The sequence below is a fragment of the Proteus terrae subsp. cibarius genome (assembly GCF_011045835.1).
GTDB classification, from domain to species: Bacteria; Pseudomonadota; Gammaproteobacteria; order Enterobacterales; family Enterobacteriaceae; genus Proteus; species Proteus cibarius.
Genome location: NZ_CP047349.1, coordinates 2,088,895 through 2,115,226 on the forward strand (window position 1 = coordinate 2,088,895; position 26,332 = coordinate 2,115,226).

Annotated in this window: 19 protein-coding genes and 1 tRNA gene; 10 read left to right on the plus strand and 10 right to left on the minus strand. The window is 37.3% G+C overall.

Annotation, left to right across the window (positions count from 1 at the left end):
* Positions 1-36: 36 nt before the first annotated feature.
* The 5 genes from oppA to nirB form a co-directional block, all read right to left on the minus strand.
* On the minus strand, positions 37-1,674 hold the full coding sequence (gene oppA / locus GTH25_RS09790) for an oligopeptide ABC transporter substrate-binding protein OppA (RefSeq protein WP_164530531.1): 1,638 nt from the start codon (positions 1,672-1,674) through the stop codon (positions 37-39).
* Between the two features lie 268 nt (positions 1,675-1,942).
* Positions 1,943-3,580, minus strand: a complete 1,638-nt coding sequence (locus tag GTH25_RS09795; RefSeq protein WP_164530532.1) for an ABC transporter substrate-binding protein — start codon at positions 3,578-3,580, stop codon at positions 1,943-1,945.
* Positions 3,581-4,234: 654 nt separating this feature from the next.
* A complete protein-coding gene (gene cysG / locus GTH25_RS09800; protein ID WP_099660520.1) occupies positions 4,235-5,614 on the minus strand; it encodes a siroheme synthase CysG in 1,380 nt (459 codons plus the stop codon).
* 14 nt (positions 5,615-5,628) lie between these two features.
* Positions 5,629-5,973 (minus strand): nitrite reductase small subunit NirD, encoded by a 345-nt coding sequence (gene nirD, locus GTH25_RS09805; protein ID WP_164530533.1) that lies wholly within the window; start codon positions 5,971-5,973, stop codon positions 5,629-5,631.
* Positions 5,970-8,516 carry a nitrite reductase large subunit NirB gene (gene nirB / locus GTH25_RS09810; protein WP_164530534.1) on the minus strand — a complete coding sequence of 849 codons (2,547 nt, stop codon included), beginning with the start codon at positions 8,514-8,516 and terminating at the stop codon, positions 5,970-5,972. Before nirB ends, nirD begins: the two co-directional genes overlap by 4 nt.
* Before the next feature lie 604 nt (positions 8,517-9,120).
* Between nirB and GTH25_RS09815 the strand changes: the two genes are divergently transcribed.
* The 5 genes from GTH25_RS09815 (at position 9,121) to GTH25_RS09835 (ending at position 14,171) form a co-directional block, all read left to right on the plus strand.
* Positions 9,121-10,686 (plus strand): ABC transporter substrate-binding protein, encoded by a 1,566-nt coding sequence (locus tag GTH25_RS09815; protein ID WP_075673952.1) that lies wholly within the window; start codon positions 9,121-9,123, stop codon positions 10,684-10,686.
* 79 nt (positions 10,687-10,765) lie between these two features.
* Positions 10,766-11,809 (plus strand): ABC transporter permease, encoded by a 1,044-nt coding sequence (locus GTH25_RS09820; protein WP_156733515.1) that lies wholly within the window; start codon positions 10,766-10,768, stop codon positions 11,807-11,809.
* A complete protein-coding gene (locus GTH25_RS09825) occupies positions 11,809-12,639 on the plus strand; it encodes an ABC transporter permease (RefSeq protein ID WP_075673954.1) in 831 nt (276 codons plus the stop codon). The genes GTH25_RS09820 and GTH25_RS09825 overlap by 1 nt, the downstream gene beginning before the upstream one ends.
* The gene (locus tag GTH25_RS09830; protein WP_075673955.1) at positions 12,632-13,468 is read left to right on the plus strand and encodes an ABC transporter ATP-binding protein; all 837 of its coding nucleotides are present in this window, start codon (positions 12,632-12,634) and stop codon (positions 13,466-13,468) included. Before GTH25_RS09825 ends, GTH25_RS09830 begins: the two co-directional genes overlap by 8 nt.
* A complete protein-coding gene (locus GTH25_RS09835) occupies positions 13,455-14,171 on the plus strand; it encodes an ABC transporter ATP-binding protein (protein ID WP_171455368.1) in 717 nt (238 codons plus the stop codon). Before GTH25_RS09830 ends, GTH25_RS09835 begins: the two co-directional genes overlap by 14 nt.
* A gap of 108 nt (positions 14,172-14,279) precedes the next feature.
* Here the strand turns inward: GTH25_RS09835 and GTH25_RS09840 are convergent, their stop codons facing one another.
* On the minus strand, positions 14,280-14,924 hold the full coding sequence (locus tag GTH25_RS09840) for a YchE family NAAT transporter (protein WP_036936397.1): 645 nt from the start codon (positions 14,922-14,924) through the stop codon (positions 14,280-14,282).
* A gap of 514 nt (positions 14,925-15,438) precedes the next feature.
* On the opposite strand from GTH25_RS09840, the gene adhE reads away from it, so the two are divergent.
* The gene (gene adhE / locus GTH25_RS09845; protein ID WP_075673957.1) at positions 15,439-18,105 is read left to right on the plus strand and encodes a bifunctional acetaldehyde-CoA/alcohol dehydrogenase; all 2,667 of its coding nucleotides are present in this window, start codon (positions 15,439-15,441) and stop codon (positions 18,103-18,105) included.
* A 1,238-nt stretch (positions 18,106-19,343) separates the two neighbouring features.
* Here adhE and GTH25_RS09850 read toward each other — a convergent pair.
* Positions 19,344-19,940 (minus strand): thymidine kinase, encoded by a 597-nt coding sequence (locus GTH25_RS09850; protein WP_023581977.1) that lies wholly within the window; start codon positions 19,938-19,940, stop codon positions 19,344-19,346.
* Between the two features lie 509 nt (positions 19,941-20,449).
* Here GTH25_RS09850 and hns point away from each other — a divergent pair.
* Positions 20,450-20,854, plus strand: coding sequence for a histone-like nucleoid-structuring protein H-NS (hns, locus tag GTH25_RS09855; protein ID WP_075673958.1), 405 nt, complete (start codon positions 20,450-20,452; stop codon positions 20,852-20,854).
* 231 nt (positions 20,855-21,085) lie between these two features.
* On the opposite strand, the gene GTH25_RS09860 is transcribed toward hns, so the two are convergent.
* The 3 genes from GTH25_RS09860 to rssB all read right to left on the minus strand — a co-directional run bounded on the left by GTH25_RS09860 (position 21,086) and on the right by rssB (position 24,457).
* Positions 21,086-22,093 (minus strand): NAD-dependent epimerase, encoded by a 1,008-nt coding sequence (locus tag GTH25_RS09860; RefSeq protein WP_075673963.1) that lies wholly within the window; start codon positions 22,091-22,093, stop codon positions 21,086-21,088.
* A gap of 256 nt (positions 22,094-22,349) precedes the next feature.
* Positions 22,350-23,258: a UTP--glucose-1-phosphate uridylyltransferase GalU gene (gene galU, locus GTH25_RS09865; RefSeq protein WP_075673959.1), complete on the minus strand. Its 909-nt coding sequence runs from the start codon at positions 23,256-23,258 to the stop codon at positions 22,350-22,352.
* A gap of 179 nt (positions 23,259-23,437) precedes the next feature.
* Positions 23,438-24,457 (minus strand): two-component system response regulator RssB, encoded by a 1,020-nt coding sequence (rssB, locus tag GTH25_RS09870; RefSeq protein WP_075673960.1) that lies wholly within the window; start codon positions 24,455-24,457, stop codon positions 23,438-23,440.
* A gap of 149 nt (positions 24,458-24,606) precedes the next feature.
* Here rssB and GTH25_RS09875 point away from each other — a divergent pair, with 149 nt between their 5' ends.
* The 3 genes from GTH25_RS09875 (at position 24,607) to GTH25_RS09885 (ending at position 26,308) form a co-directional block, all read left to right on the plus strand.
* Positions 24,607-25,080: a YchJ family protein gene (locus tag GTH25_RS09875; protein ID WP_099660528.1), complete on the plus strand. Its 474-nt coding sequence runs from the start codon at positions 24,607-24,609 to the stop codon at positions 25,078-25,080.
* 38 nt (positions 25,081-25,118) lie between these two features.
* Positions 25,119-25,967, plus strand: a complete 849-nt coding sequence (gene purU / locus GTH25_RS09880; RefSeq protein ID WP_069368973.1) for a formyltetrahydrofolate deformylase — start codon at positions 25,119-25,121, stop codon at positions 25,965-25,967.
* A gap of 256 nt (positions 25,968-26,223) precedes the next feature.
* A tRNA-Tyr gene (locus GTH25_RS09885) sits at positions 26,224-26,308 on the plus strand.
* Positions 26,309-26,332: the final 24 nt, after the last annotated feature.

Consider the following 26,332-nt stretch of genomic DNA (forward strand, 5'->3'; position numbering starts at 1 on the left):
AAGACCTTGCCTTAAAAAAGACAAGGTCTCGCCCGATTACTTAGCAATAATGTACAAGTCTTTAGTATGTAAATTATCTAATGGATCTTTACCTGAATAACCACCCACATAAGGTTTAACTAAACGGGTGTTTACATAGTAGTAAAGTGGAACAATGGCCGAATCTTTATCTAATACGCCTTCAGCTTTTTGATAAATAGCGGCACGTTCGTCATCAGATTTCACACGTAAAGACTCTTTGATCAATGCGTCAAATTCTGTGTTTTTATAGTGAACGGTGTTGTTACTGCTGTAAGACAACATCATGTTCAAGAATGATGAAGGTTCGTTATAATCCGCACACCAGCCAGCACGTGCAACATCATAAGTTCCTTGGTGACGTGTATCTAAGAATGTCTTCCACTCTTGGTTCTCAAGAGACACTTCTGCACCTAAGTTTTTCTTCCAAATTGAAGAAGCGGCGATCGCGACTTTTTTATGTAAGTCAGATGTATTGTACAGAAGCTTAAATTTCAGTGGATTTGCTTTGTTATAGCCTGCTTCTTCTAATAATTGGCGTGCTTTTTCATTACGTTGTTCTTGAGTCCAAGTCGCAAACCACTCTGGTTTACTCTCTTTAATGCCGTCTGTGAATGGAGGGGTAAAGCCGTAAGCTGGAATATCACCTTGGTTTTTCACTTTATAAGTGATGATATCTCTATCCATTGAAAGCTTAAGTGCTTCACGAACACGCGGATCATTAAACGGTGCTTTCTCATTATTAATTTCATAATAATAAGTACATAAATATGGGCTTATACGCAATTCATCTGGGATCTCTTTTTTCAGCTTTTGGAAAAATTCGATCGGTAAATTGCTGTATGTCATGTCAATTTCACCCGCACGATAGCGGTTTACGTCAGTGACTTCTGATGAAATAGGTAAAAAAGTGACTTGGTCAATAACGGTACTTTTGTTATCCCAATAAGTTGGGCTACGTTCTAAAACAATACGTTCGTTGACTGTCCAGTCTTTTAAATCATAAGCACCATTGCCGACAAAGTTAGCAGGTTGCGTCCATTTTTCCCCAAATTTTTCAATGACTCTTTGGTTTACTGGCGACATGGAGGAGTGAGCTAATAATTTTGGTAAATAAGGCACCGCTTCAGATAAAGTGACTTCTAATGTGTTGCTATCTAATGCCTTAACACCTAATTCTGTGGCTTTTTTCTTACCGGCAATAATATCGTCAATATTTACGATATGCGCATATTGCAGATAGCTTTCATAAGGAGATGCCGTATTAGGATCAGCTAAACGTTGCCAGCTATAGACGAAATCTTGTGCTGTAACAGGTTCACCATTTGACCATTTAGCACCTTCACGAATTTTGAATGTCCAAACAGTAAAGTCTTTATTTTCCCAGCTAGTTGCAGAGCCCGGTAAAATTTCACCATCTGGACCAACAATCGTCACGCCTTCGAAAAGATCACGCGCTAATGCAGATTCAGGAACACCTTCGATTTTATGAGGATCAAGCGATTGTGGTTCAGAGCCGTTATTACGTACAAGCACTTGTTTTTCAGCTAATTTTACCCCATCAGGAACAACAGCAGCATTAGCTGTTAATGCTGATAATCCAAAGATTGCGCTTATAGCAATCGCCAACGCACTCTTTTTAGTTAAATTACTCATCTTATAAAATACTCCCAGTTAGTGAGTTGGTTGTTAGACAACCATTCTGTGATGTTCAGTTGTGTTTTAGAACGGTTTACACAACTTATTGTTTTTACAAAAAAATAAATCTTGCTTATTTACTATCAGTGCTTAATTGCCTGATAGCATTATAATTTTTTATGCCGGTAGCTTTTTTGTGTAGCTTTTTATTGTGTTACTACTTTTTAAATCACTTTTAATGATTCAAAATCGCACATAACTATAGAATATCGATAATTTACCAGTTTTAGTTATCTGCCTTTATAAAATAGCGCTTTAAGTCCGTATAATCAAAGGGGTCTTTACCTGTAAATCCGCCTACTTTTGGACTAACTAATCTAACACTGACACGATAATAAACAGGCACTATCGCCGAATCCTTGTCTAGCAAGGCTTCAGCCCGTTGATAGAGTTGATGACGTGCCCCTTTATCAACAGCAATTGAGGCATTATTTAATGCATCGTCGTAATCTTTATTTTCATAAAAAACGGTATTTAGACTGCTGCTGGAAAGAAACGAGTTTAAAAATGAGGTAGGTTCATTGTAATCTGCGCACCATGTTGCTCTTGCAACTTGGTAATTTCCTTGATTACGGTTTTCTAATGCCGTTTTCCATTCTTGATTTTGCAACGTTACATTTGCACCAATACTTTTTTTCCACATTGATGCGGCCGCTATTGCCTGCTGTTTATTTTGATCTGAAGTATTGTAGAGCAATGTGAAAGTCAACGGATTTTGACTATTAAATCCCGCTTCTTTTAATAATTCACGCGCCCTTTCATTACGTTGTTGTTGCGTCCAATAAGCCCATTTAGGAGCTTTAAAATTACCGTTACCAATAAAAGAAGGTGTAAAAGAGTAAGCAGGTATTTGTCCTTGCCCCATTATTTTTTCGGCAATCACTTCTCTATCAAGAGTAAGCTTTACCGCTTCTCGAACTCGCGGATCATCAAAAGGCGCTTTTTGATTATTTAATTCATAATAGAAAGTACATAAATACGGTGTGACATGTAAATTTTCAGGTTGCTCTTGCTTCATTTTTCTATAAAGAACAGGAGGAATAGCGCTATTAGTGATATCGATTTCACCACTGCGATAGCGATTAACATCACTAGTTTCCGAGCTTATTGGTAAAAATATGGCTTGTTCAATAATGGTATTTTTATTATCCCAATAAAGTGGATTACGCTTTAAAGTCACCTTTTCATTTACAACCCAATTTTCAATAACATAAGCACCATTGCCAACGAAGTTTTCAGGGCGAGTCCAATTCACGCCATATTTTTCAACAATCTCTTTTTTAACGGGCTTTAATGGCGTGTGGCTGATCATATCGATTAAATAAGGAATTGGCTTTGTTAAACTCACCTGAAAAGTATGAGGATCAATCGCTTTCACACCTAATGTTTCAGGGGATTTTTTGCCACTAAGAATATCTGTAATATTTTCAACATAAGCATATTCGAGATAGCTGGCATAAGGTGAACCTGTTTTAGGATCTACCACTCGACGCCAGCTATAAACAAAATCTTCAGCAGTAACTGGGGAACCATCACTCCATTTTGCATCTTCTCGCAAATAGAATGTCCACACCTTGTTATCATCAGTTTCCCAGCGTTGTGCAACGCCTGGCATACTTTCACCATTCGGCCCAACATAAGTCAGCCCTTCTAATAAATTTAAAATAATATTAGTTTCTGGTGCACCTTCTACTTTATGTGGATCAAGTGATGAAACTTCAGTTCCGTTATTAATCACAATATTCTGTTGTTTCGCCAGAATAGTACCTTCAGGAAGAGTGACGGCATGAGAAAAAAAAGAGGTTAAGACAAGTGACATAATACTGAGTGGAAACACTGTTTTTAACGTAACTTTATTTTTCATGGGTACCTCTCCTAATAAACAATAATTTATAGCGGGGTCGCTCAATTAACGATAGGTATCGTTGTTAAATTTTGATTGTAATATTTATGACTCTTAGATATTTGCTGATATTAACGAGATAAAAATGATAACAACACACTTCTTTTTTACACTTATCGTAAATTTTGTCAATTAATGCGGTATTCTTATCACTTAACTTTATTGAGCCCTCTAGCGTTCTATATTGAGAAAATAAAAAATACATATCAAGAGAGGCAAAACAACAAATAAACATTAAATTAACATCATGCAAGTTTTATAGATAGAAAACCTACTTAGCTCACAAAATTAATATAATTAGGATGGCTTTTAACTGACTTGCAGAACTTTATGATGCTTTATTTGTAAAGAGTTTCTCTTTGAAATTAATTACAAATAACAATAAACTCATCTTTAGGCTGAATAACAATTCTAATCTAAAAATATTTATAGATTATTAAATATTCACTTTTATTGTTTATTTTTAAAATTTAATCTAAATGTTTAATTAAAATAAAAATAAAAAAGTTTTTATTTATATTTCTATGAGTTAGATAAAAAAACCTCTTTAATATACATCTCGAATATTAAAGAGGTTTTTAATTTTAAAATAATAACTTCAAAATTTTTCAGCTACTAAGCCGACTTTGATTGAAACCATTGTAGCTTCTCATTCAATGAGACGACCTCCCCCACTATAATCAGTGCAGGGCTTTCCATTGTTTCAGCCATCTCTGCCAGTTGACGTAATTCACCAACAATCACTTTTTGTGTCGTTAATGTTCCTTTTTCAATAATAGCGACTGGCATTGTCGCACACATGTTTTGGCTGAGTAACATTTGCTGAATATAATGGGCTTTACTTAATCCCATATAAAACACTAAAGTCTGATTTTTTTGTGCAATACATTGCCACTGTGCTTCATTTAATCCTTTGCCATGTCCCGTAATAAATCGAACACTTTGTGCATAATCTCGATGCGTCAAAGGAATACCTGCATAAGTCGTACAACCTGATGCAGCTGTAATACCGGGGATCACAGAAAATGGGATCTGATGTTCAATCAAAGCTTCTAGTTCTTCACTGCCTCGGCCAAAAATAAAGGGATCGCCCCCTTTTAATCTCACCACTCGCTTTCCCGCCATGGCTTCTTTGATTAAAATTTGATTGATTTCATCTTGAGGAACACAGTGAAAACCTGCTTGCTTACCAACATAAATACGTTGTGCATCTCTACGAACTAATGCCATTACTTCATCAGACACTAGTCTATCGTAAACCACCACGTCAGCTTGCTGGCACTGCTGTAAACCTTTAATGGTCATTAACCCAGCATCACCCGGCCCTGCGCCAACTAAAACAACGCTACCTAGAGGTTGCTGATTTTCAGATAACAGTGCGCTAATACGTCGCTCAATACCGACATCTCTTTGCGCTTCTATTTCAGCTTGTAATGATTTATCCGCGAAAAATTGCTCCCAAAAATAACGTCTGGCACTCATCGATGAAAAACGTTGTTTTATTTGCTCTCGTAACTTTCCGGCAAGTTGTGCTAGTGCACCAAGATAATTAGGGAGTAACTGCTCAATTTTTTCTCGCAAAATACGAGCGAGTACAGGTGCTTTTCCGCCCGATGAAATTGCCACCACGATAGGAGAGCGATCGATAACAGAAGGCATAATAAAGCTGGCTTGCTCTGGTGAATCAACCACATTACAAAATAGCTGTTTTTCCGTCGCTGTTTGAAAAACCTGTTGATTCACTTGCTCGCTATCCGTTGCAGCAATAACAAGCCATTTACCAGACAGATGATCCTCAGTGAATATTCCTGTGATGCAGTTTAGTTTTTGCTCTGTATGCCACTGCCTAAATTGCCTTGTAAATGAAGGTGCGACAACTGAAATAATAGCGCCCGCCTCCATAAGTAATCTCGCTTTACGTTCAGCAATCTCACCACCTCCTACTAATAAACAAGGTTTATCTTTTAGCTGACAGAATATAGGAAAGTAATCCATATTCGTTCCCCTATTTATTGTGATGACTCATTACGACTACGAACGCTAACAGTGTTACCTTCAACCTTGATATCAAAATGAGTGATCGAGAAATTCTCATCTTCAAGGCAAAAACCATCCGTTAAACGAAAATGCTGTTTTTTTAGCGGACTGACGATATACAGCTCATTTTCATGTTCAGCGATCAATCCTCGTGATAGAACGCTAGAATGTGCAAAGGGATCTATATTGCTTAACGCATATAAACGCGAATCAGAATAAGGACGAAATATGGCAACGTGATCTTGTTCCACCAGCGCACAAACACCCGTTCCCGGAGTAATATCATCTAATTGGCAAACAGCTATCCATTGGCTCATGATTGCGCCTCCTCAGTGATCTGTTTGATATCAATACGTTCATGTAAACGTGCGGGACGATGCTGAAATCGTTCTTTTACTGTTTGCACTGTTGGATCAGGCATTGGATTATTAATAAAGTGGGCAAACCGTTTTAATGCTTTTGGAGAATCAACTGTTTCTTTCCATTCACAAGCAACGCGTTCTTGTAAGGTTTTAAGTTCTTTTTCCAGTTGTGCATTTAAACCTAATTTGTCGTTAATTATGACATCACGTAAATATTCAATGCCGCCTTCTAAATTATCTAACCACACTGAAGTGCGTTGTAGCTTATCGGCAGTACGAATATAGAACATCATAAAACGGTCGATATAATGCACTAAGGTTTCTTCATCGAGATCGGAAGCAAAGAGATCTCCATGGCGTGGTTTCATACCACCATTTCCACCGAAATAGAGGTTCCAGCCTTTATCTGTGGCGATAATACCGACATCTTTACCTTGTGCTTCAGAACATTCACGAGTACAACCTGATACGCCAAATTTCATCTTATGAGGTGTTCTAATGCCTTTATAACGATGCTCTAGTGCAACGCCCAAACCGACACTATCACCCACACCGAAACGACACCAACTACTACCTACACATGTTTTTACCATACGCAGTGCTTTTGCATAGGCATGACCAGTTTCAAAACCCGCCGCTATCAGTTTTTCCCAAATAGCGGGCAAATCCTGTTTGTGTGCACCGAACATCGCCATTCGTTGCGATCCCGTAATTTTGGTATACAAATTGTATTCTTGAGCGATTTGCCCAATGGCAATAATGCCTGTTGGGGTAATTTCACCACCAGGAGAGCGAGGAATAATGGAATAAGTCCCATCTTTTTGCATATTCGCAAGGAAGTTATCGTTAGTATCTTGCAGAGAAACTAAATCATCACGCAAGATATAATCATTCCAACATGAAGCAAGCAATGAACCGACGGTTGGTTTACACACTTCACAACCATAGCCTTGACCGTGTTTTTTCAACAACTCATCAAAGCTTTTCAGCCCTTCTACACGAATAAGATGATAAAGCTCTTGGCGAGAATAGTGGAAATGCTCACAAAGATGGTGATTAACTTCAATACCTTGTTTAGCTAATTCTGCATTTAAGACTTGAGTCACCAGAGGAATACAGCCACCACAGCCTGTGCCCACTTTGGTTTCTGCCTTTATAGCAGCAACCGTATGACATCCTCGTTCAATTGCTTGAATAATGTCGCCTTTTGTAACATCAAAACAAGAGCAAATTTGTGCAGTTTCCGGTAGTGAATCAACACCGATTGCCGGCTTATTTCCAGCATGTGCGGGTAAAATCAAAGAGTCTGGGTGTTCTGGTAATTCAATGGTATTGAGTGATAGTTGTAAAAGATTGCCATAATCTTCTGTATCACCCACTAATACAGCACCTAATAGATATTTATTATCTTCACTAACAATCAGGCGTTTATAGATTTCTTTGCCTTCGTCCAGATAAATATAGCTACGACACCCTGCTTGTTGCCCATTAGCATCACCAATACCGCCGACATCGACACCGAGAAGTTTTAATTTTGCACTTAAATCAGCACCCTGAAAAACAGAGTGATGGCCTAATAAATTATCGACCGCAACTTGTGCCATTTTGTAGCCAGGCGCCACTAAACCGAAGGTTTTATTTTGCCAAGATGCACATTCACCAATAGCATAAATATCAGGATCTGTTGTTTGGCAATAATCATTAATAACAATGCCGCCTCGTGGGGCAATATCTAAATCACACTGACGAGCTAACTTATCTTTCGGGCGAATACCTGTGGAAAACACAATAAAATCAACTTCAAGAGATGTACCATCTGCAAATTGCAGTGTTTTACGTGCGCTTTCCCCAGTTGATAATATTTCTTGGGTGTTTTTAGAGGTATGCACTTTTACACCCATACGCTCTATTTTTCGTTTAAGTTGCTCACCACCTAATGTATCCAGCTGCTCTGCCATTAAGGTTGGAGCAAACTCGATGACGTGAGTTTCAATACCTAAGCTTTTTAACGCACCGGCTGCTTCTAAACCTAACAACCCACCACCAATCACCGCCCCTTTACCACTAATACGTGCGCAAGATTCGATAGCGTTTAGATCTTCAATAGTCCGATAGACAAAACAGTCTGGCGAGTTATTTCCCTTAATTGGGGGAACCCACGGATAAGAGCCTGTAGCCATCACTAATTTATCGTAACTGACACAACGTCCGGTATTCGTGTGTACCACTTTTTCGTCACGATTAATGGTTATCACGCGCTCACCAATTAATACTTCTATTTGGTGTTTTTCGTAATAACCGTGTTTAACTAAGGAGAGCTCTTCAGCAGTGTGATGTGAAAAATAAGAGGAGAGATGGACTCTATCATATGCAACGCGAGGTTCTTCACAAAAGACAACAATATTAAATTCTTCATTGCCACCTTTATCAATCAACTCTTCGATATAACGGTGTCCCACCATACCGTTACCAATGATTGCGAGTGTTTTCTTGCTCATTTTAGCCTCAGATTTAAAGATTTCTAAGGCTAAAATACGAAACTACTTATAAGAAATATTGATGAATATCAAATACAGCTTAATCAATTCAGCTACTACAACTTAATAGTCAATGGGTTACTACTAAAGGAGTATTTCATCATCATCTTCTTGCGGTTAATTATTCTTCTACCATAATTAATTTTGGTCACTTATAACGAAGAGTTATATGTAAGCGTAATTAAAACTTTGCGCATTGGTCACGTTTTGCCTAAGTTAATTTCACAAAGTAATAATAATTAGAGCGTGTTAACCTTTTTTGCTTATTTTTACAGCAAGAAAACCGAGTAAAGCAAACGACTCAACGAGTATAGACATTGATTGCCATTAACAATGTCCACTTAAGATAAAAACAAGTGTTGAAAGCTGCCTTACAGGTTCGATTAAAAGACGTTTTACTCATTTTATTCTGCGTTGATAAACACTAGCTTAGTTCACTAGGCTAGTGTTTATCGCCTTGCCTAAAATGCTTTTAATTCGAATAAAAATTGACCATAAAAGGCTAACACGCTCTAATAAGTTATTGACATAACGATTTTGGCTACACCGTTTCAGGGAGCGTCTCATGAAAGCAAAATTATTATCATTATTCGTTGTGGGTGCCCTTTCCGTACCGGCATTTGCAGCAACACCTGCTAATACATTAATTGTGGTACAAGGGCTTGATGATATTGTCAGCCTTGATCCTGCTGAAAGTAATGAACTATCCAGTATTCAAACTGTGCCTAGTTTATATCAACGTATTGTTCAACCTAATCGTGATAATCCAGAAATTAATGAACCGATTTTAGTTGAAAGCTGGAAAGCGAACCCTGAACAAAAAACAATCGTATTTAAAATTAAGCCAGAGGCAAAATTTGCATCTGGTAACGCTGTACGTCCTGAAGATATTATCTTCTCTTATCAGCGTGCGATCACCATGAACAAATCACCTGCTTTTATTCTAAATGTGTTGGGTTGGAAAACTGATAACATTCATTCTCTGCTGAAAAAAGTCAGTGATAATGAATTAGAAGTACGTTGGACTGCTGATGTCAGCCCTGATGTTGTGCTAAATATCCTTTCAACACCAATTGCTTCTATTGTTGATGAAAAACTGGTTTCCGCTCATGTTAAAAATAATGACTTTGGGAATAGCTGGCTGAAGATGAACTCAGCAGGCAGTGGCGCATACAAAATGCGTGCCTATCAACCACGTCAAGCTATTGTGTTAGAAGCTAATCCACTTTCGCCAACTGGCGCGCCTAAAATAGCCAATATTATTATTAAAAACGTGCCCGATCCGGCATCGCGTCGTTTATTAATTGAAAAAGGTGATGCGGATATCGCGCGTGACTTAGGTACCGATCAGACCGCAGCTTTAGCGGGTAAAACTGGTATCAAAATTTTAGATATTCCTTCTGCTGAGCAAGTTTATATGGCTTTTAATACTGCCAGTGGAAACCCAGCGCTGAGTAACCCCGCATTTTGGGAAGCGTCTCGTTATTTAATTGACTACAAAGGCATTACTGAAGATTTAATGCGTGGTCAGTACTTTATTCACCAAAGCTTCTTACCTGTAGGCTTACCGGGTGCATTAAAAGATAATCCTTTTACTTTTGATCCCGAAAAAGCCAAAGCAATTTTAGCCAAAGCGGGTATTACCAATGCACGCTTTACGTTAGATGTTGAGAACAAAGTTCCTTACATCACTGTGGCGCAATCTATTCAAGCAAGCTTTGCTCAGGCGGGTGTACAAGTTGATTTATTACCCGCAGCAGGCAGCCAAGTGTATAGCCGTGTACGCGCTAAACAGCATCAAGCAGCCATTCGTTTTTGGATCCCTGATTATTTTGATGCGCACTCAAATGCGAGTGCCTTCGCTTATAATGATGGACAATCCAATACTGTTGCTTGGTTAAATGGTTGGAAAATTCCTGAGTTGAGTCAGCAAACTCTGTCTGCACTTAATGAAGCGGACAAAGTAAAACGCCAATCGCTCTATACTGAAATGCAAAAAGAGTTACAGCGTAGTTCACCTTATGTGTTTATTGACCAAGGCAAAAACCAGATAGTCATGCGCGATAACGTCAACGGTTATGCGCAAGGTTTGAATGCAGATATGGTCTATTATGACAAAGTAACTAAATAATATTTATTTTCCTAAAGCCATCCACAGTCATGTTACTGTGGATGGTCTATTTTTTGCTATTTCACTAGGCTATTGCTGTATGAATACTGCTATGACGTTACCTATTCGTCTAAAAGGTCAGTTAATTACCTTTGCTCAAGGAATATTGACTCTGGTGCTGACTCTTTTAGGGCTTCTTGTCATCACTTTTACGCTTTCAGCTCTTTCACCCGTTGATCCTGTTTTACAAATTGTTGGTGATCACGCAAGCCTTGAAACCTATAACCAAGTAAAACATAAGTTAGGGCTGGATTTACCTATCTACATGCAGTTTTTTCATTATGTAGAAGCCCTGTTGCAAGGGCATTTAGGTACAGCAACATCAACAGGTCAACCCGTTCTTGATGATTTATTGGCGACTTTTCCCGCCACGTTAGAATTAGCAACCGTTGCATTATTGATTGGTGCCAGTCTGGGTATTTTATTCGGCGTTTTATGTGCGCGTTTTGTGGGAACACCGCTCGATTTTATTTTGCGAATTCTGACGCTATTAGGTAGCTCGGTTCCTATTTTCTGGCTAGGTTTGATTTTGCTATTGCTTTTCTATGCCACATTACAATGGACAGCAGGCCCTGGGCGATTAGACGATATTTATCAATTCACCATTGAACCTATAACGGGTTTTGCATTAATTGATACGTTATTAGCTGGAGATAAAGATGCTTTTTTTAATGCGTTATCACATCTTATTTTGCCCGTTTCTCTATTAGCGTATTTTGCCCTTGCTTCTATTACTCGTTTAACTCGTTCAGCCTGCTTAAACGAAATGAATAAAGAGTATGTCACGTTAGCAAGAGCAAAAGGCATTGGTGAATTGCGTATTCTTTTTTATCACGTACTACCTAATATTCGTGGTGTCTTAATGACCATTATCGCCTTGTCTTATACTGGCATGTTAGAAGGTGCCGTATTAACAGAAACGGTCTTTTCTTGGCCGGGAATTGGTCGATATCTCACAACAGCTCTTTTTGCAGGTGATACCACAGCCATTATGGGCGGTACTTTAGTTATCGGTTTATGCTTTGTTTTTATCAATAATATGACCGATATCGTTATTCGTTTGACTGATCCGAGGCTCCGCTAATGTCATCTCCATTTTTAAGAAAAATAGCGCGTTCGCCTTCTGCATTTATCGGTTTATCGTTGCTTATTTTACTGTTAATTATTGCTATTTTTGCACCTTGGTTAGCCCCTTACGATCCCAATTGGCAACATGCTGCCCAACGTTTATTAGCACCCAATGCTGAACATTGGCTAGGGACAGATAATTATGGGCGCGATATTCTTTCTCGACTTATTTACGGTACTCGCCCAATGCTAGGTTTAGTGGGGCTGGTCGCGCTTATTACGCTACCTTTAGGGTTATTAATTGGGATCTTATCTGGGTATTACGGTGGTTGGACTGAACGTATTTTAATGAGATTCACTGATATTGTGATGTCGATGCCTTCTCTTATTCTCGCCTTCGCCTTTGTCGCAATGTTGGGACCTGGTCTACTTAATGGTGCATTAGCACTGGCTTTAACTGCATGGCCGGCTTATGCACGACAATCTCGCAGTGAAATTCAGCATTTACGCAATAGTGATTACCTTGCTGCTGCCGAAATGATGGGAATTAAAGGTATCCGACTGTTATGGGGACATATCTTACCGCTATGTTTACCTTCAGCCATTGTGCGTTTAGCACTGAATTTGGCTGTGATTATTCTCGCAGCAGCCGGATTAGGCTTCCTTGGATTAGGTGCTCGCCCGCCGATGGCGGAATGGGGAGCGATGATCGCAGAAGGTATGCCCGTTATTTTTGATCAATGGTGGATTGCAGCTATTCCGGGTACGGCAATTTTAATCAGCAGTCTGGCATTTAATTTATTAGGTGATGGATTACGTGATGTATTGGGAGATACCCATGAATAAAACACCATTAATTGAGGTCAATAACCTCTCTATCGATTTTCCAAAGACAAGAGTTGTCAATAATGTCTCTTTTACTTTGGGTCAAGAACGTTTGGCGGTTGTTGGTGAATCTGGCTCTGGCAAATCAATGACCGCTCGTGCATTAATGGGGCTTGTTCGTCATCCGGGAAAAGTCAGCGCAGATACACTGAACTTACAGGGAAATAATCTATTAGATTTTTCATCTCGCCAATGGAATAACATCCGCGGTAATACAATTTCAATGGTATTACAAGATCCACGCTATGCATTAAATCCTGTAAAAACCATTTATCAGCAAGTAGAAGAAACTGTAAAACAACATCAAAAACTTTCACGCCAAGATAGGCGTCAACTTATCATCGATACCTTGCTGTCTGTCGGCTTACCTGAACAGAATATTTATCGTTATCCCGGTGAATTATCAGGTGGTATGGGGCAACGAGCAATGATAGCGATTGCGCTAATTAATAACCCGACTATTTTAATTGCCGATGAGCCAACATCTGCACTGGATGCTCAGTTACGTCATCAAATCCTTGAACTGATCACTACTCAGTGTGAACAGCGTAATATGGGTTTATTACTGATTAGCCATGATTTACCCCTTGTTGCTGAATATTGCGAGCGCGTCATGGTGATGTATCAAGGCGAGCAAGTTGATGAACTCGATGCTAAAGCGCTACCGACGGCGTCACATCCTTATACACGTACACTTTGGACATGTAGACCTAATGCAAGCACTTATGGCACTCAATTGCCAGTATTAGATAGAACGCTTAATTTTAAGGGGCTACATCATGTTAATTGATATTCATGATTTACATGTTCAATTTGAACAAGGTAAACAAGCAAAGCACGTTGTAAAAGGGATCAATCTACATGTTCAACAAGGCGAAACCTTTAGCTTAATTGGTCGTTCTGGCTGTGGAAAATCGACTGTGTTGCGCGTGATCGCAGGATTATTGCCTCATTGGCAAGGTGATATATCGCTTTTAGGGCAAAAAATTAAACCTCAACAACGTTTTCAAGGAGCTTTGCGCCGTAATATACAAATGGTGTTTCAAGATCCCTACGCCTCTTTACACCCTCAACACCGTATTGAGCGAGCGTTCTCTGAGCCTTTAAAAATCCACCAAATTCCTTTTGATAAAGAGACAATTGAGCAAGCATTAACCCAAGTTGGTTTGCCTGCCGATGTGACGAGTCGTTATCCACATCAACTTTCAGGTGGACAACGTCAACGTGTCGCCATTGCAAGAGCCCTTTTATTACAACCTCAACTATTACTTTTAGATGAACCAACTTCAGCGCTAGATATGTCAGTACAAGCCGAGATCTTAAATCTGCTTAACACACTGAAAAAACAGCATAATATGACTTATTTACTTGTCAGCCATGATGCAGATGTTATCGCACATATGTCGGATCGAGCTGCATTAATGGAAAATGGTGAATTAACACAACATTACGATCGAGATGCGTTATCAAAAGGGATACATCGTCTTGATTGAAATAAAAGAGAATAAAAGAAAAGAACCGAGCAGCATTACGTTATTAATACTGCTCGTTTTTAATAGTACTGTTTAGTCGTACCGTTTTTTAATTGTTCTGCGCTGTGTTTAAACTAATAAGCCCGGGAAAATAGAACGTAATCCGGTCACAATAAATTCAATACCTAACGACATTAATAATAAGCCCATTATACGAGTAACCACGTTAATGCCGGTTTGCCCTAAATATTTCACTAATAGTGTTGCGCTGCGAAACAGTAACCAACAACAAAATGCAAAAAAGATGCTGGTTGCGGCTAATCCTAAAAAGTTAGTAAAACCTTCCCAACGAGAACTCCACACAATACAAGAACTGATTGCTCCAGGTCCGGCCATTAATGGTAATGCTAAAGGCACAACAGCAACACTACTACGTACTGCCGATTCGTTTCGTTCCTGATTGTTTTGTTTATCTTCTCCTAAACGTCCATTTATCATGGTCATCGCAATAGTAACAATCAGCATTCCCCCTGCTATACGAAACGAGTCGATAGAAATACCGAAAATACTCAGTATAGAATCACCGATTAACAGAGAAGAAACTAAAATAATCGCAACGGAGCCATTCGCAATTAAGTTTGTTTTGTTACGCCCTGCATCAGTTTGATAACTCGTCATACTGATAAAGACAGGCAAAATACCAATTGGGTTTACAATCGCAAAAAGACCGACAAAAAATTTAATATAACCGGATAAATCCAGCAGTGACCCCATGAAAAGCCCCTTCTTGGCTAATAAACATGCGAATTATTCTATAAAAGATAGAGTAACTCCAAAAAATGCGCGTTACTTTAAATCAATAAACCAGTTAATTCTATTAGTTAACAAGTTTTTACCTAAAATATTCTCTTGTAAACCGATCAAAACCTAGTGGTTTAATTTTATATCGAAATAAACTATACGACAAAAAAATCGTTGAACATTTATCACATATAAGAATCATTCTCATAAATAGCCATGCTGAAAGGTGTCAGCTTGCTAATTTTGTGATATATATCACGTTAATTAATTAGAAAGATGGTAAGCTGTTATCATTCGAAAAAAGAGGGTTACTTCGAAAATATATTTACCTTTATTATTGTTTTTTTTAAGTTTTTTAAGCAAATTATGCCCTCTAATAATTATTACTGAAATAAGCACATTATCATCTATCTAGGCTATTCTTATTACATGTGATGAAAACGGCTAATTTGCTTAAAAAATTTAACATTTTATCAGGAGTCTCTTTATGTCTGTAACTAACGTTACTGAACTCAATGATTTGGTTGCTCGTGTAAAAAAAGCTCAACGTGAATTTGCTAACTTCTCTCAAGAACAAGTTGATGCTATTTTCCGTGCAGCTGCATTAGCTGCCGCTGATGCCCGTATTCCCCTTGCAAAATTGGCTGTTAAAGAGTCTGGTATGGGTATCGTTGAAGATAAAGTAATTAAAAACCACTTTGCTTCTGAGTATATCTACAATGCGTATAAAGACGAAAAAACCTGCGGGATCTTATCTGAAGATCTGACTTACGGCACAATAACCATCGCTGAACCTATTGGGATCATCTGTGGTATCGTACCAACAACTAACCCAACTTCTACTGCGATTTTTAAAGCATTAATTAGCTTAAAAACACGTAATGGTATTATCTTCTCTCCACACCCTCGTGCAAAAGAAGCGACAAACCGTGCTGCTGAAATCGTCTTAAATGCGGCTATCGCAGCAGGCGCACCAAAAGATATTATCGGTTGGATTGATGAGCCTTCAGTCGCTCTATCTAACGCATTAATGCACCATGATGATATTAACCTGATCTTAGCGACAGGTGGTCCAGGCATGGTTAAAGCAGCGTATAGTTCTGGTAAACCAGCTATCGGTGTTGGCGCAGGTAATACGCCAGTTGTTATTGATGACTCTGCTGATATCAAACGTGCAGTGGCTTCAATCTTAATGTCGAAAACTTTCGATAACGGCGTAATTTGTGCGTCAGAGCAATCCGTTATCGTTGTTGACAGCATTTATAAACAAGTTCGTGAACGTTTCTCTACTCACGGCGGTTACATGCTGACAGGTAAAGAATTAAAAGCTGTTCAAGATATCATCTTAAAAGACGGTAACTTAAACGCAGCTATTGTGGGCCAACCTGCAACAAAAATTGCTGAAATGGCCGGCATTGAAGTACCCGTAAATACCAAAATTTTAATTGGTGAAGTAAAAGAAACAACCGAAGCTGAGCCGTTTGCTCACGAGAAATTATCTCCACTATTAGCAATGTATCATGCTCAATCATTTGAAGATGCAGTACTAAAAGCTGAAAAATTAGTTGAGATGGGTGGTATCGGTCATACTTCATGCTTATATACAGACCAAGATAACTGCCCTGAACATGTTGCCTACTTCGGCGACAAGATGAAAACATCTCGTATTTTAATCAATACTCCAGCATCTCAAGGTGGTATTGGTGACTTATACAACTTTAAACTTGCTCCTTCTCTAACATTAGGTTGTGGTTCATGGGGTGGTAACTCCATTTCTGAAAACGTAGGGCCAAAACACCTTATCAACACTAAAACCGTGGCGAAAAGAGCAGAAAATATGTTGTGGCATAAACTTCCTAAATCTATTTACTTCCGCCGTGGTTGTTTACCTATCGCACTGGAAGAGATTGCGACTGATGGTAAAAAACGTGCCTTTATCGTGACCGATGGTTTCTTATTCAACAATGGTTATGTTGATGAAGTCACTCGTGTACTGAAAAAATTTGGTGTTGAAACAGAAGTTTTCTTTGAAGTTGAAGCAGATCCAACATTAAGCGTTGTGCGTAAAGGCGCGGAACAGATGAACAGCTTTAAACCTGATGTGATCATCGCATTAGGTGGTGGTTCACCAATGGATGCTGCAAAAATCATGTGGGTTATGTATGAACATCCAGAAACTCACTTCGAAGAATTAGCATTACGCTTTATGGATATCCGTAAACGTATTTACAAATTCCCGAAAATGGGTGTGAAAGCACAGATGGTTGCTATCACAACAACATCAGGTACTGGTTCTGAAGTAACACCATTTGCAGTAGTAACTGATGATGAAACAGGTCAGAAATACCCATTAGCAGACTATGCATTAACACCAGATATGGCTATCGTTGATGCAAACCTTGTTATGAATATGCCTAAATCTCTGTGTGCATTTGGTGGTTTAGATGCTGTAACTCACGCATTAGAAGCTTACGTTTCTGTATTAGCAAACGAATATTCTGATGGACAAGCACTGCAAGCATTAAAATTACTGAAAGAATATCTGCCTGCAAGTTATCATGAAGGTGCTAAAAACCCTGTTGCTCGTGAGCGTGTTCATAACGCAGCAACTATTGCAGGTATCGCTTTTGCTAACGCATTCTTGGGTGTTTGTCACTCAATGGCGCATAAATTAGGCTCTGAGTTCCATATTCCTCACGGTTTAGCTAATGCGTTATTAATTTCAAACGTTATTCGTTATAACGCTAATGACAACCCAACCAAACAAACTGCATTTAGCCAATACGACCGCCCTCAAGCACGCCGTCGTTATGCAGAAATTGCCGACCATTTAGAACTTTCAGCACCGGGTGACCGTACTGCTGCTAAAATTGAGAAATTATTAGCTTGGTTAGAAGAAATGAAATCTTCCTTAGGAATTCCATCCTCTATTCGTGAAGCTGGCGTTCAAGAAAGTGATTTCTTAGCAAGAGTTGATAAATTATCTGAAGATGCGTTTGACGATCAGTGTACTGGTGCTAACCCACGTTACCCACTGATCTCTGAATTAAAACAACTGTTATTAGATTCTTACTACGGTCGTGAATTTAATGAACACCCCGTTGTTGAAGTGAAAGAAGAGACAAAACCTGCTAAAAAAAGCAGTAAAAAATAATCGAAACACGCTGTGTTAGTATGATCCTCAATATTTCGGTTATTTGTTCTTAAATAAACACCCAGTCTTATGGCTGGGTGTTTTTTATGGTTTCTTACTTATCTATATTATTCTATATACACTTTGCTACTGATTTTTAAGATTGAGAAGTTAGTCGCAATAAGTCATTATTTAGTCATAAACTATAAGTACTTACACTTAGTTAGTGGGTTTTATTTTTACTATAAAAACAGTGCCTTTCTTTATATGTTTATAATTGGCTCTAAAAAAGGCGCTGAGCAACTTATCTCTTAAGTAGCATCATTGCATTACCACATTATAGAAAATGCCTTACGAGTGATTACAGAGTGCATCAAACTCTCCTCCTCTTTCATTAGTTAGTATAATTATTTCACTCTTACCTTATTTACCTCATAAAATGACTATAACGAAATGTTATTTGAAACAAACGTGTTCACGTTACGATTTGCAATCGTACTTTTATTCTTATCTGATAAAAAATAAATAGACTTAATCATATTGATTATTAATTAGTGCTCAAAATATAGAAATATAAATATTTTATATCTCTAGTTATCTTGGTTTTATAAGAAACATAGTTTCAATAAAATATTATCAAAATGAGGTTTGTTAGTTTGAGTCAGCTAAAGTAATAACGTAATAAAGGTCGCTATTTGTACATTCTACTTGAAAATTACTCCTTTAGGAGTATGAAAGAAGCCTGTTTATCCGTATTAACAGGCATCAAGTGAAGTATTTTATTTATTCAATAACAACTTAAGCACCCTATAATCGGCATCTATAAAACTCGATATAAATGTTTCATTATACCAACCATAGATAAAGGAAATATTTTTTAGTATTTTATGACTATCTTTATTCAATTTTATTAAACTATGAACAATATAAATGCATCAAATGTCTTTCTCTCTTATCATTTGTAAAAAACAATATCGACATCACAAAACAAACACCTTACGTATATTTGATTATGTCTTTTTTGATTAATGATAATGAAATCGATGAAATAAATAAATTTTCCCATAAAAAAATAACATATCTTCACAGAGGAAAATCAACCCCACCGCAATTTGATATAAAAAAAGCCAATTAATTGGCTAAAATTTAAAAATATATAAACATTTTTTAGTATTACGTAATATAACATTTTATTTGAATTCTTATTTCATCCCCCTCTTTCACCCTTGAAAATTAGTAAAAGAGGGAAAATGAAAAGGTTACTCTTGTTCAATACACCCTTTTAGCGTTGCCTGCGTATAATGCTTACGGCAGACTGAAACATATTTTTCATTTCCACCAATTTCAACTTGAGCACCATCACTTAGTACATTTCCTTTATCATCTAAGCGTAATACTTTATTCGCCTTTCTACCGCAGTAACATACTGTTTTAAGTTCTACGAGCTTATCAGCCCATGCTAATAAATAAGCACTACCAGTAAATAACTCACCTCTAAAATCCGTTCTTAGCCCATATGTAAGAACGGGAATATCATAGGTATCCGTTATTTCACAAAGTTGTTCGACATGTGCCTTACTTAAAAATTGGCACTCATCAATCAATACACAGTGAATAGGCTGTTTGTTATGCTCAGCAACAATAACATCACGAATATTCATATCATCACTAAAGAGTAATGCATCCGCACTTAGTCCTATTCTTGAGCTAATCTTTCCCTTTGCAAAGCGTGTATCAATAGCCGCGGTGAAAATCAATGTGCGCATTCCTCGTTCATTATAGTTATATGAGGATTGCAATAAAGATGTTGATTTTCCAGCATTCATGGCTGAATAATAAAAGTAAAGCTGAGCCATCAGCTCTCTCCTTAAATAGTGTTTATTTTCACGAGCGACAGTCTAACATAAACAATCTACAAGTTATCCATAACAAGTATTTATTACCTTTATTTCTATTCTAGATATACCATCGAAAGATGAAGTTCGTTGTTAATGCTAATTTTTGCTTAAAAAATAAATAGCTTTAATAAGTACTTAACATATTTAAACACACCTTGATATACCTTTATTAAAGTATGAAAGTTAGTCCGATTCCATTTTTAGAAAAAAGTCCGTTATTATAAAAAAATGAACAAAGCTTTCTATTCTTTAGCATTAGGGCTATCATCAGTTAAAAGATGCATTTCCTTACTAATATTTCCTTTATTGACTAAAGATACCTCTACTTTTATTATTTTTTTCGTTGAGAAATTAGTTTAAAAAAAAGAAATTTTACGTAAGGTTTGTATTTAGGTATTGCAGAAATTTAAATAGCAATCTATTATTAGTATTACATCAGCCAACAACATTTATTTGAGACCAGGAAAATGAGCGAATCTTTAAAAATATTAAATAACATCCGTACTCTCCGCGCACAAGCAAGAGAAACTTCTTTAGAAACTTTAGAAGAAATGCTGGAGAAACTCGAAGTTGTCGTTAATGAGCGTCGTGAAGAATTCTCATTAGAAAAAGCAGCTGAAGAAGAACGTATTCAGAAATTACAAAAATACCGTGAAATGTTAGAAGAAGCCGGTATTGATCCAACAGACTTACTTGAAGCAAGTGCTGTTAATAAAACTGGCCGTGCTAAACGCGCAGCTCGCCCAGCTAAATACTCTTACGTTGATGAAAATGGTGAAACTAAAACTTGGACAGGCCAAGGTCGTACACCAGCTGTAATCAAACGTGCTATTGATGAAGAAGGCAAATCATTAGACGATTTCCTGCTGTAATTTAAGTCAATACTCTATTTGAAATACCCTTTTAATTATTTAAAAGGGTATTTTCTTGTTTACCTCATTTAATTAAACAAGCGTTTAATTTTAATATGTGCTGATGTTGTTTGTATTAGATGTCGGTAAGCAAAAATAAAAAATGTAATAACTGCGTTATTTATTTTTATTTATAATGAAAAAGGAGCTTTTATAGCTCCTTTTTTCTTTGATTTAATTAAACTAATACTATTAATTTTTATAATAACTTAAATACCAATCAACAAACTGTTTTACGCCATACTCTACTGCTGTATTCGGCGAAAAACCGATTGTCTCAGACAAATCTTGGCAATCAGCACAAGTAGAAAGAACATCACCGTCTTGCATTGGCATTAAATTCAATTTAGCTTTAATATTGAGTGACTTTTCTATCGCTTCAATAAATGCCATCAATTTAGTAGGTTGCCCATTCCCCACATTATAGATTTTATAAGGTGCAGAACTTGAAGATGTTTCACCTTTCTCTACTGTCCAGTTTTTATCTGCTTCTGGTACAACATTAACTAATCGAACCACTGATCCCACAATATCATCAACATAAGTGAAATCACGCGTCATATTTCCACCGTTATAAACATCAATAGGTTCACCCGCTAACATAGCTTTAGTGAACTTAAATAATGCCATATCCGGGCGGCCCCAAGGGCCATATACCGTGAAGAAACGTAATCCCGTTGTTGGTAATTGATATAGATGTGAATAGCTATGAGACATTAACTCATTAGCTTTCTTTGTTGCTGCATATAATGAAACCGGATGATCAACACTATCTTCTGTAGAGAAAGGCTGCTTCTGATTTAAACCGTAAACAGAGCTTGAAGATGAGTAGATAAGATGTCCAACTTTATTATGGCGACACCCTTCTAATATATTAATATGACCAACGATATTGGCATCAATATATGCCATTGGATTTTCAATCGAGTAGCGAACACCAGGTTGAGCCGCTAAATGAATAACTCGGTCAAATTGATGTGATGCAAATAATTGAGCCACTTTTGCTGAGTCAACAATATCAAGTTTCTCAAAATGGAAATTTTCTAGCTGTTGTAATTTAGCTAATCGAGCTTCTTTTAAGCGCACATCATAATAATCATTCAAGTTATCTATTCCGACAACATGATAACCCATTTCGATTAAACGCTGACTCATATGATAACCAATAAAACCCGCAGCACCTGTTACTAATATTTTCATATTATTACTCAAATAACCCAATAATTTATTTTTTATGTCAACGCTATCATGCTTAATATCACCTTGATTAAACATCATAACGCTTAACATCGTTATACATATCAGAAATCAACATGGCTCAATACTAAATGTATTGAGCCATACCCTAATCTCTTACAACCGCTTTATCTAGCTTTTCCCATAAAATACGCAACATGCATTTACGGGAATTATACAATGAGATTAACCATATAAATGATTATTAATAAACTTTATATCACTGTACCTTTAATGATTTTAGCCATTGTGCAAAATCTTCGCCAAACTCTTCGTGCTGTATTCCGTACTCTACGAAGGCTTTCATATATCCTAGTTTATTACCACAATCGTGGCTTTTTCCTTGTAGGTGATAAGCTTCAACAGCTTCTTTTTCAATCAGCATTGCGATCGCATCAGTTAACTGAATTTCATCTCCGGCACCTGGTGCGGTTTTCGCTAATAGCGGCCAAATACTTTCAGATAACACATAACGCCCTACGATAGACAAATTCGAAGGTGCTTCTTCTTTCTTAGGCTTTTCAACAACACGAGTAATTGGTTTGCTATCACCTGGAGATAAATTTTCGCCCATGCAATCAACAATACCATAATTCGAGACTTCATCTTCAGGAACAGGTTCAACAAGAATTTGACTTGCACCTGAACGTTCAAAGTGAGAAAGCATCTCTCTTAAGTTAACTTTTGTTAAATCCGCACTGTATCTATCTAAAATAACATCAGGCAGGATAACAGCGAAAGGTTCATCACCAATTAGTGGCTTAGCACATAAAATGGCATGGCCTAATCCTTTTGCTATTCCCTGACGAGTTTGCATAATAGTGACATGGCTTGGACAAATGCTTTGTACTTCTTCTAATAACTGACGTTTAACTCGCTTTTCTAAAATCGCTTCTAATTCAAAACTCGTATCAAAATGGTTTTCAATTGAATTTTTAGATGAATGTGTAACAAGTACAATTTCATTAATACCTGCTGCAATACATTCATTCACTACATATTGAATAAGAGGCTTATCAACCACTGGCAACATCTCTTTTGGAATTGCCTTGGTTGCAGGTAGCATTCTTGTTCCTAATCCAGCAACAGGGATCACCGCTTTTCTAACTTTACGCACTGCTGATGACATTCTACTTCTCCTGCAATTCGTACCGTTCTACTTTCAAATATGAATGGGTACAATTAAAAATAATCGCCAGAGTATACCAGCTAATATCTAAGGATAAACAGAGCCCTACCCGTTAATTGAGATAGTTCTTCATTTATGTTTAATATATGCACGATATTCTGTTTTTATTTAATCTAAATTTAACTTTTATAGATAGGGGAAAACATTAATTTAATCTGATTTGTGTTATCCCAAATTTTACATTGCCAATTTGTTCCCTCGCATTTTACTTGATTAATATATAAAAGTTGCAATGAGCCTAAAGGGATCCCACTATTTAATTCAAATTTTTTACTTTCTGTTTTTATTTCAGCTTTTAAACCTGCTGATGCTAATAGTATATTTTTTTTCTGAGTATGATAATAACCGAGTATAATAGGAAATTGTCCTTTCACCCCAATCTCATTAAGCATTTTGTTTAGCTTATTCAACATATTATACATACTTGGCAAAGATCGCACTTTTTCTGATGATTTTAATACATCATTAAAAACAACCCGTAAGAGTAAAGCGACCAAAAGCCCATTTTCATCATCTCTCGATATATCGACACAATAGAAAATAATTTGATCTTCTGATAAAGCCGCAATATCAAATAATAGCCCCATTTTAGCGATATCATTTAATTGACGATAATTAACACAATATCCCGCAACAACTTGCTTAACCTGAGGTTGCATCTGTTTTATGAACGACTGAATATAATGGGTATCTTTTCGTAAGCTATTCCAAAGTGGCTCTAGATGTATGCCTTCTATTAATACTGATTCAAAAAAGCCAGGACATAATACTTCAATGACTTTTTGTTTTAATTTATCAAGATGTGTTATTGGCTTAAGAAAAATCTCTTGTGCCCCTAAACGCAACATATCATCTATTTCAGCCATATTATCTGTACATGAAATAGCAATAACAGGAATAGCCAGTTTTCGTTGTTCAAGATGGCACAAAAAAGTGGGTCCATTCATTACCGGCATACGGATATCACATAAAATAAGATCAGGGAGCAATCCTCCCTCTAATAAAGATAATGCTTGGCTACCATTATCTGTTGTATAGACACAAGCCTTCTCATGTGAGAAATATTCCGTCAACATTGTGCGAAAAACGACCTCATCATCAATTATTAAGATTTTTTTACCCACTAAGGCTTTGTTCATCGGTGACTCCGGTAACTATCGTTTCACATGCTGATTAATTAGCGTTACATTATTAGTTTAGTTCAACATTGACGTTAATTATTCCCAATCGTTACTTTTTTCAATCTATGGGAAATCGTCATACTGATAACGTGAGTTAGGACATTATTTTGTCGAATTTATGCCCCTGTAATAGCCAATTATTCTACTCTGATTGCTGTGAGCCTTACCATTTAGGTCAAAAAAACGCCCCTACAGCAGAAGCATTAATGCGTTCGCGTTATAGTGCGTTCGTTAAACATAATGCTAATTACTTAATAAAGACGTGGCATCCTTCTTGTCGTGTTGCATCCCTACATGATGAATTAGTTTCGGGCTTTCCAAATACACAATGGCTTGGACTCAATGTTATCTCATCGCAAGCTAGCACAAATAAAAATGAGGCATATGTTGAATTCTCGGCTTGCTTTATTGAAAGAAATGCCGATGATAAACAGTACTTACATGAACGCTCTCGTTTTCTAAAAATAGATGGCTGTTGGTTTTATATTGACGGTGTGAAACCGAAAGTGGGACGAAACGATCCCTGCCTTTGTGGCTCAGGACGTAAATACAAAAAATGTTGTGAAAATAACATCAAATAACTGCAAACACAGAAGTAAAAGAAAGGATTTATCCATACATGCAACACCAAAATACTCAAAAAAAAATACTGCGCACTATTTGCCCTGATGCAAAAGGACTTATCGCAAAAATCACGAATATTTGCTACAAACATCAATTAAATATTGTTCAAAATAGTGAATTTGTTGATCATCGTACAGGTCGTTTTTTTATGCGCACTGAACTGGAAGGTATCTTTAATGATGAAACCTTTCTTGCGGATTTAGATGATGCTTTACCACAAGGCTCAAAACGCGAATTAAATACCGCAGGCCGTCGTCGCATTGTCATTATGGTGACAAAAGAAGCACACTGCTTGGGTGACTTATTAATGAAAAGTGCATTTGGTGATTTGGATGTTGAAATTGCCGCCGTCATTGGTAATCACGACACGTTAAAACATTTAGTAGAACAATTTGGTATTCCTTTCCATCTTGTTAGCCATGAAGGCTTAACTCGTGATCAACATGATGAAAAATTAATTGCACAAATTAATCAATACAAACCTGATTATGTTGTGCTCGCAAAATATATGCGTGTATTAACACCTGCATTTGTACAAAATTTCCCAAATCAAATTATCAATATCCACCACTCTTTCTTACCTGCCTTTATTGGTGCACGACCTTACCATCAGGCTTATGAGCGCGGTGTTAAAATTATTGGTGCAACAGCACACTACGTAAATGATAATTTAGATGAAGGCCCAATCATCACTCAAAACGTGATTAATGTTGACCATACGTTTTCTGCAGAAGATATGATGAGAGCGGGCCGAGATGTTGAAAAGAATGTCCTTAGCCATGCTTTATATTGGGTACTTTCACAACGAGTTTTCGTTTACGGTAACAGAACCATCATTTTATAAGTTTTCTGTCACTAATAACGTACACATTACGGCTATCTAAATGTAAACCGCGATATAAAGCATATCGCGGTTTATTTTTTTATCCCTTATTAATATGGATCATATTGCTTAAAATCAATACGATAGCGCATAAAGCTTGAACGATACGCATATTTTTACAGCAGTCAGTCGATTTTTAGCAAAATAGCGCTTTACAGATCTCAGGTATTTGGTATTATTGCGCCCGCTGTCACGGACAGCAAAACAATTTAATGTTGGTGGGATACCCAAGCGGCCAAAGGGAGCAGACTGTAAATCTGCCGTCACAGACTTCGAAGGTTCGAATCCTTCTCCCACCACCATCTCCTCTTAGCTTTACTCTCTAA

Coding starts and splice junctions, on each gene's coding strand:
- galU (WP_075673959.1), bottom strand. CDS start 23,258: ATGTCATCAGCAGTGCGTAAAGTTAGAAAAGCGGTGATCCCTGTTGCT.
- GTH25_RS09860 (WP_075673963.1), bottom strand. CDS start 22,093: ATGAAAATATTAGTAACAGGTGCTGCGGGTTTTATTGGTTATCATATG.
- GTH25_RS09820 (WP_156733515.1), top strand. CDS start 10,766: ATGAATACTGCTATGACGTTACCTATTCGTCTAAAAGGTCAGTTAATT.
- GTH25_RS09850 (WP_023581977.1), bottom strand. CDS start 19,940: ATGGCTCAGCTTTACTTTTATTATTCAGCCATGAATGCTGGAAAATCA.
- nirB (WP_164530534.1), bottom strand. CDS start 8,516: ATGAGCAAGAAAACACTCGCAATCATTGGTAACGGTATGGTGGGACAC.
- rssB (WP_075673960.1), bottom strand. CDS start 24,457: ATGAACAAAGCCTTAGTGGGTAAAAAAATCTTAATAATTGATGATGAG.
- cysG (WP_099660520.1), bottom strand. CDS start 5,614: ATGGATTACTTTCCTATATTCTGTCAGCTAAAAGATAAACCTTGTTTA.
- adhE (WP_075673957.1), top strand. CDS start 15,439: ATGTCTGTAACTAACGTTACTGAACTCAATGATTTGGTTGCTCGTGTA.
- purU (WP_069368973.1), top strand. CDS start 25,119: ATGCAACACCAAAATACTCAAAAAAAAATACTGCGCACTATTTGCCCT.
- nirD (WP_164530533.1), bottom strand. CDS start 5,973: ATGAGCCAATGGATAGCTGTTTGCCAATTAGATGATATTACTCCGGGA.
- oppA (WP_164530531.1), bottom strand. CDS start 1,674: ATGAGTAATTTAACTAAAAAGAGTGCGTTGGCGATTGCTATAAGCGCA.
- GTH25_RS09825 (WP_075673954.1), top strand. CDS start 11,809: ATGTCATCTCCATTTTTAAGAAAAATAGCGCGTTCGCCTTCTGCATTT.
- GTH25_RS09840 (WP_036936397.1), bottom strand. CDS start 14,924: ATGGGGTCACTGCTGGATTTATCCGGTTATATTAAATTTTTTGTCGGT.
- hns (WP_075673958.1), top strand. CDS start 20,450: ATGAGCGAATCTTTAAAAATATTAAATAACATCCGTACTCTCCGCGCA.
- GTH25_RS09815 (WP_075673952.1), top strand. CDS start 9,121: ATGAAAGCAAAATTATTATCATTATTCGTTGTGGGTGCCCTTTCCGTA.
- GTH25_RS09795 (WP_164530532.1), bottom strand. CDS start 3,580: ATGAAAAATAAAGTTACGTTAAAAACAGTGTTTCCACTCAGTATTATG.
- GTH25_RS09830 (WP_075673955.1), top strand. CDS start 12,632: ATGAATAAAACACCATTAATTGAGGTCAATAACCTCTCTATCGATTTT.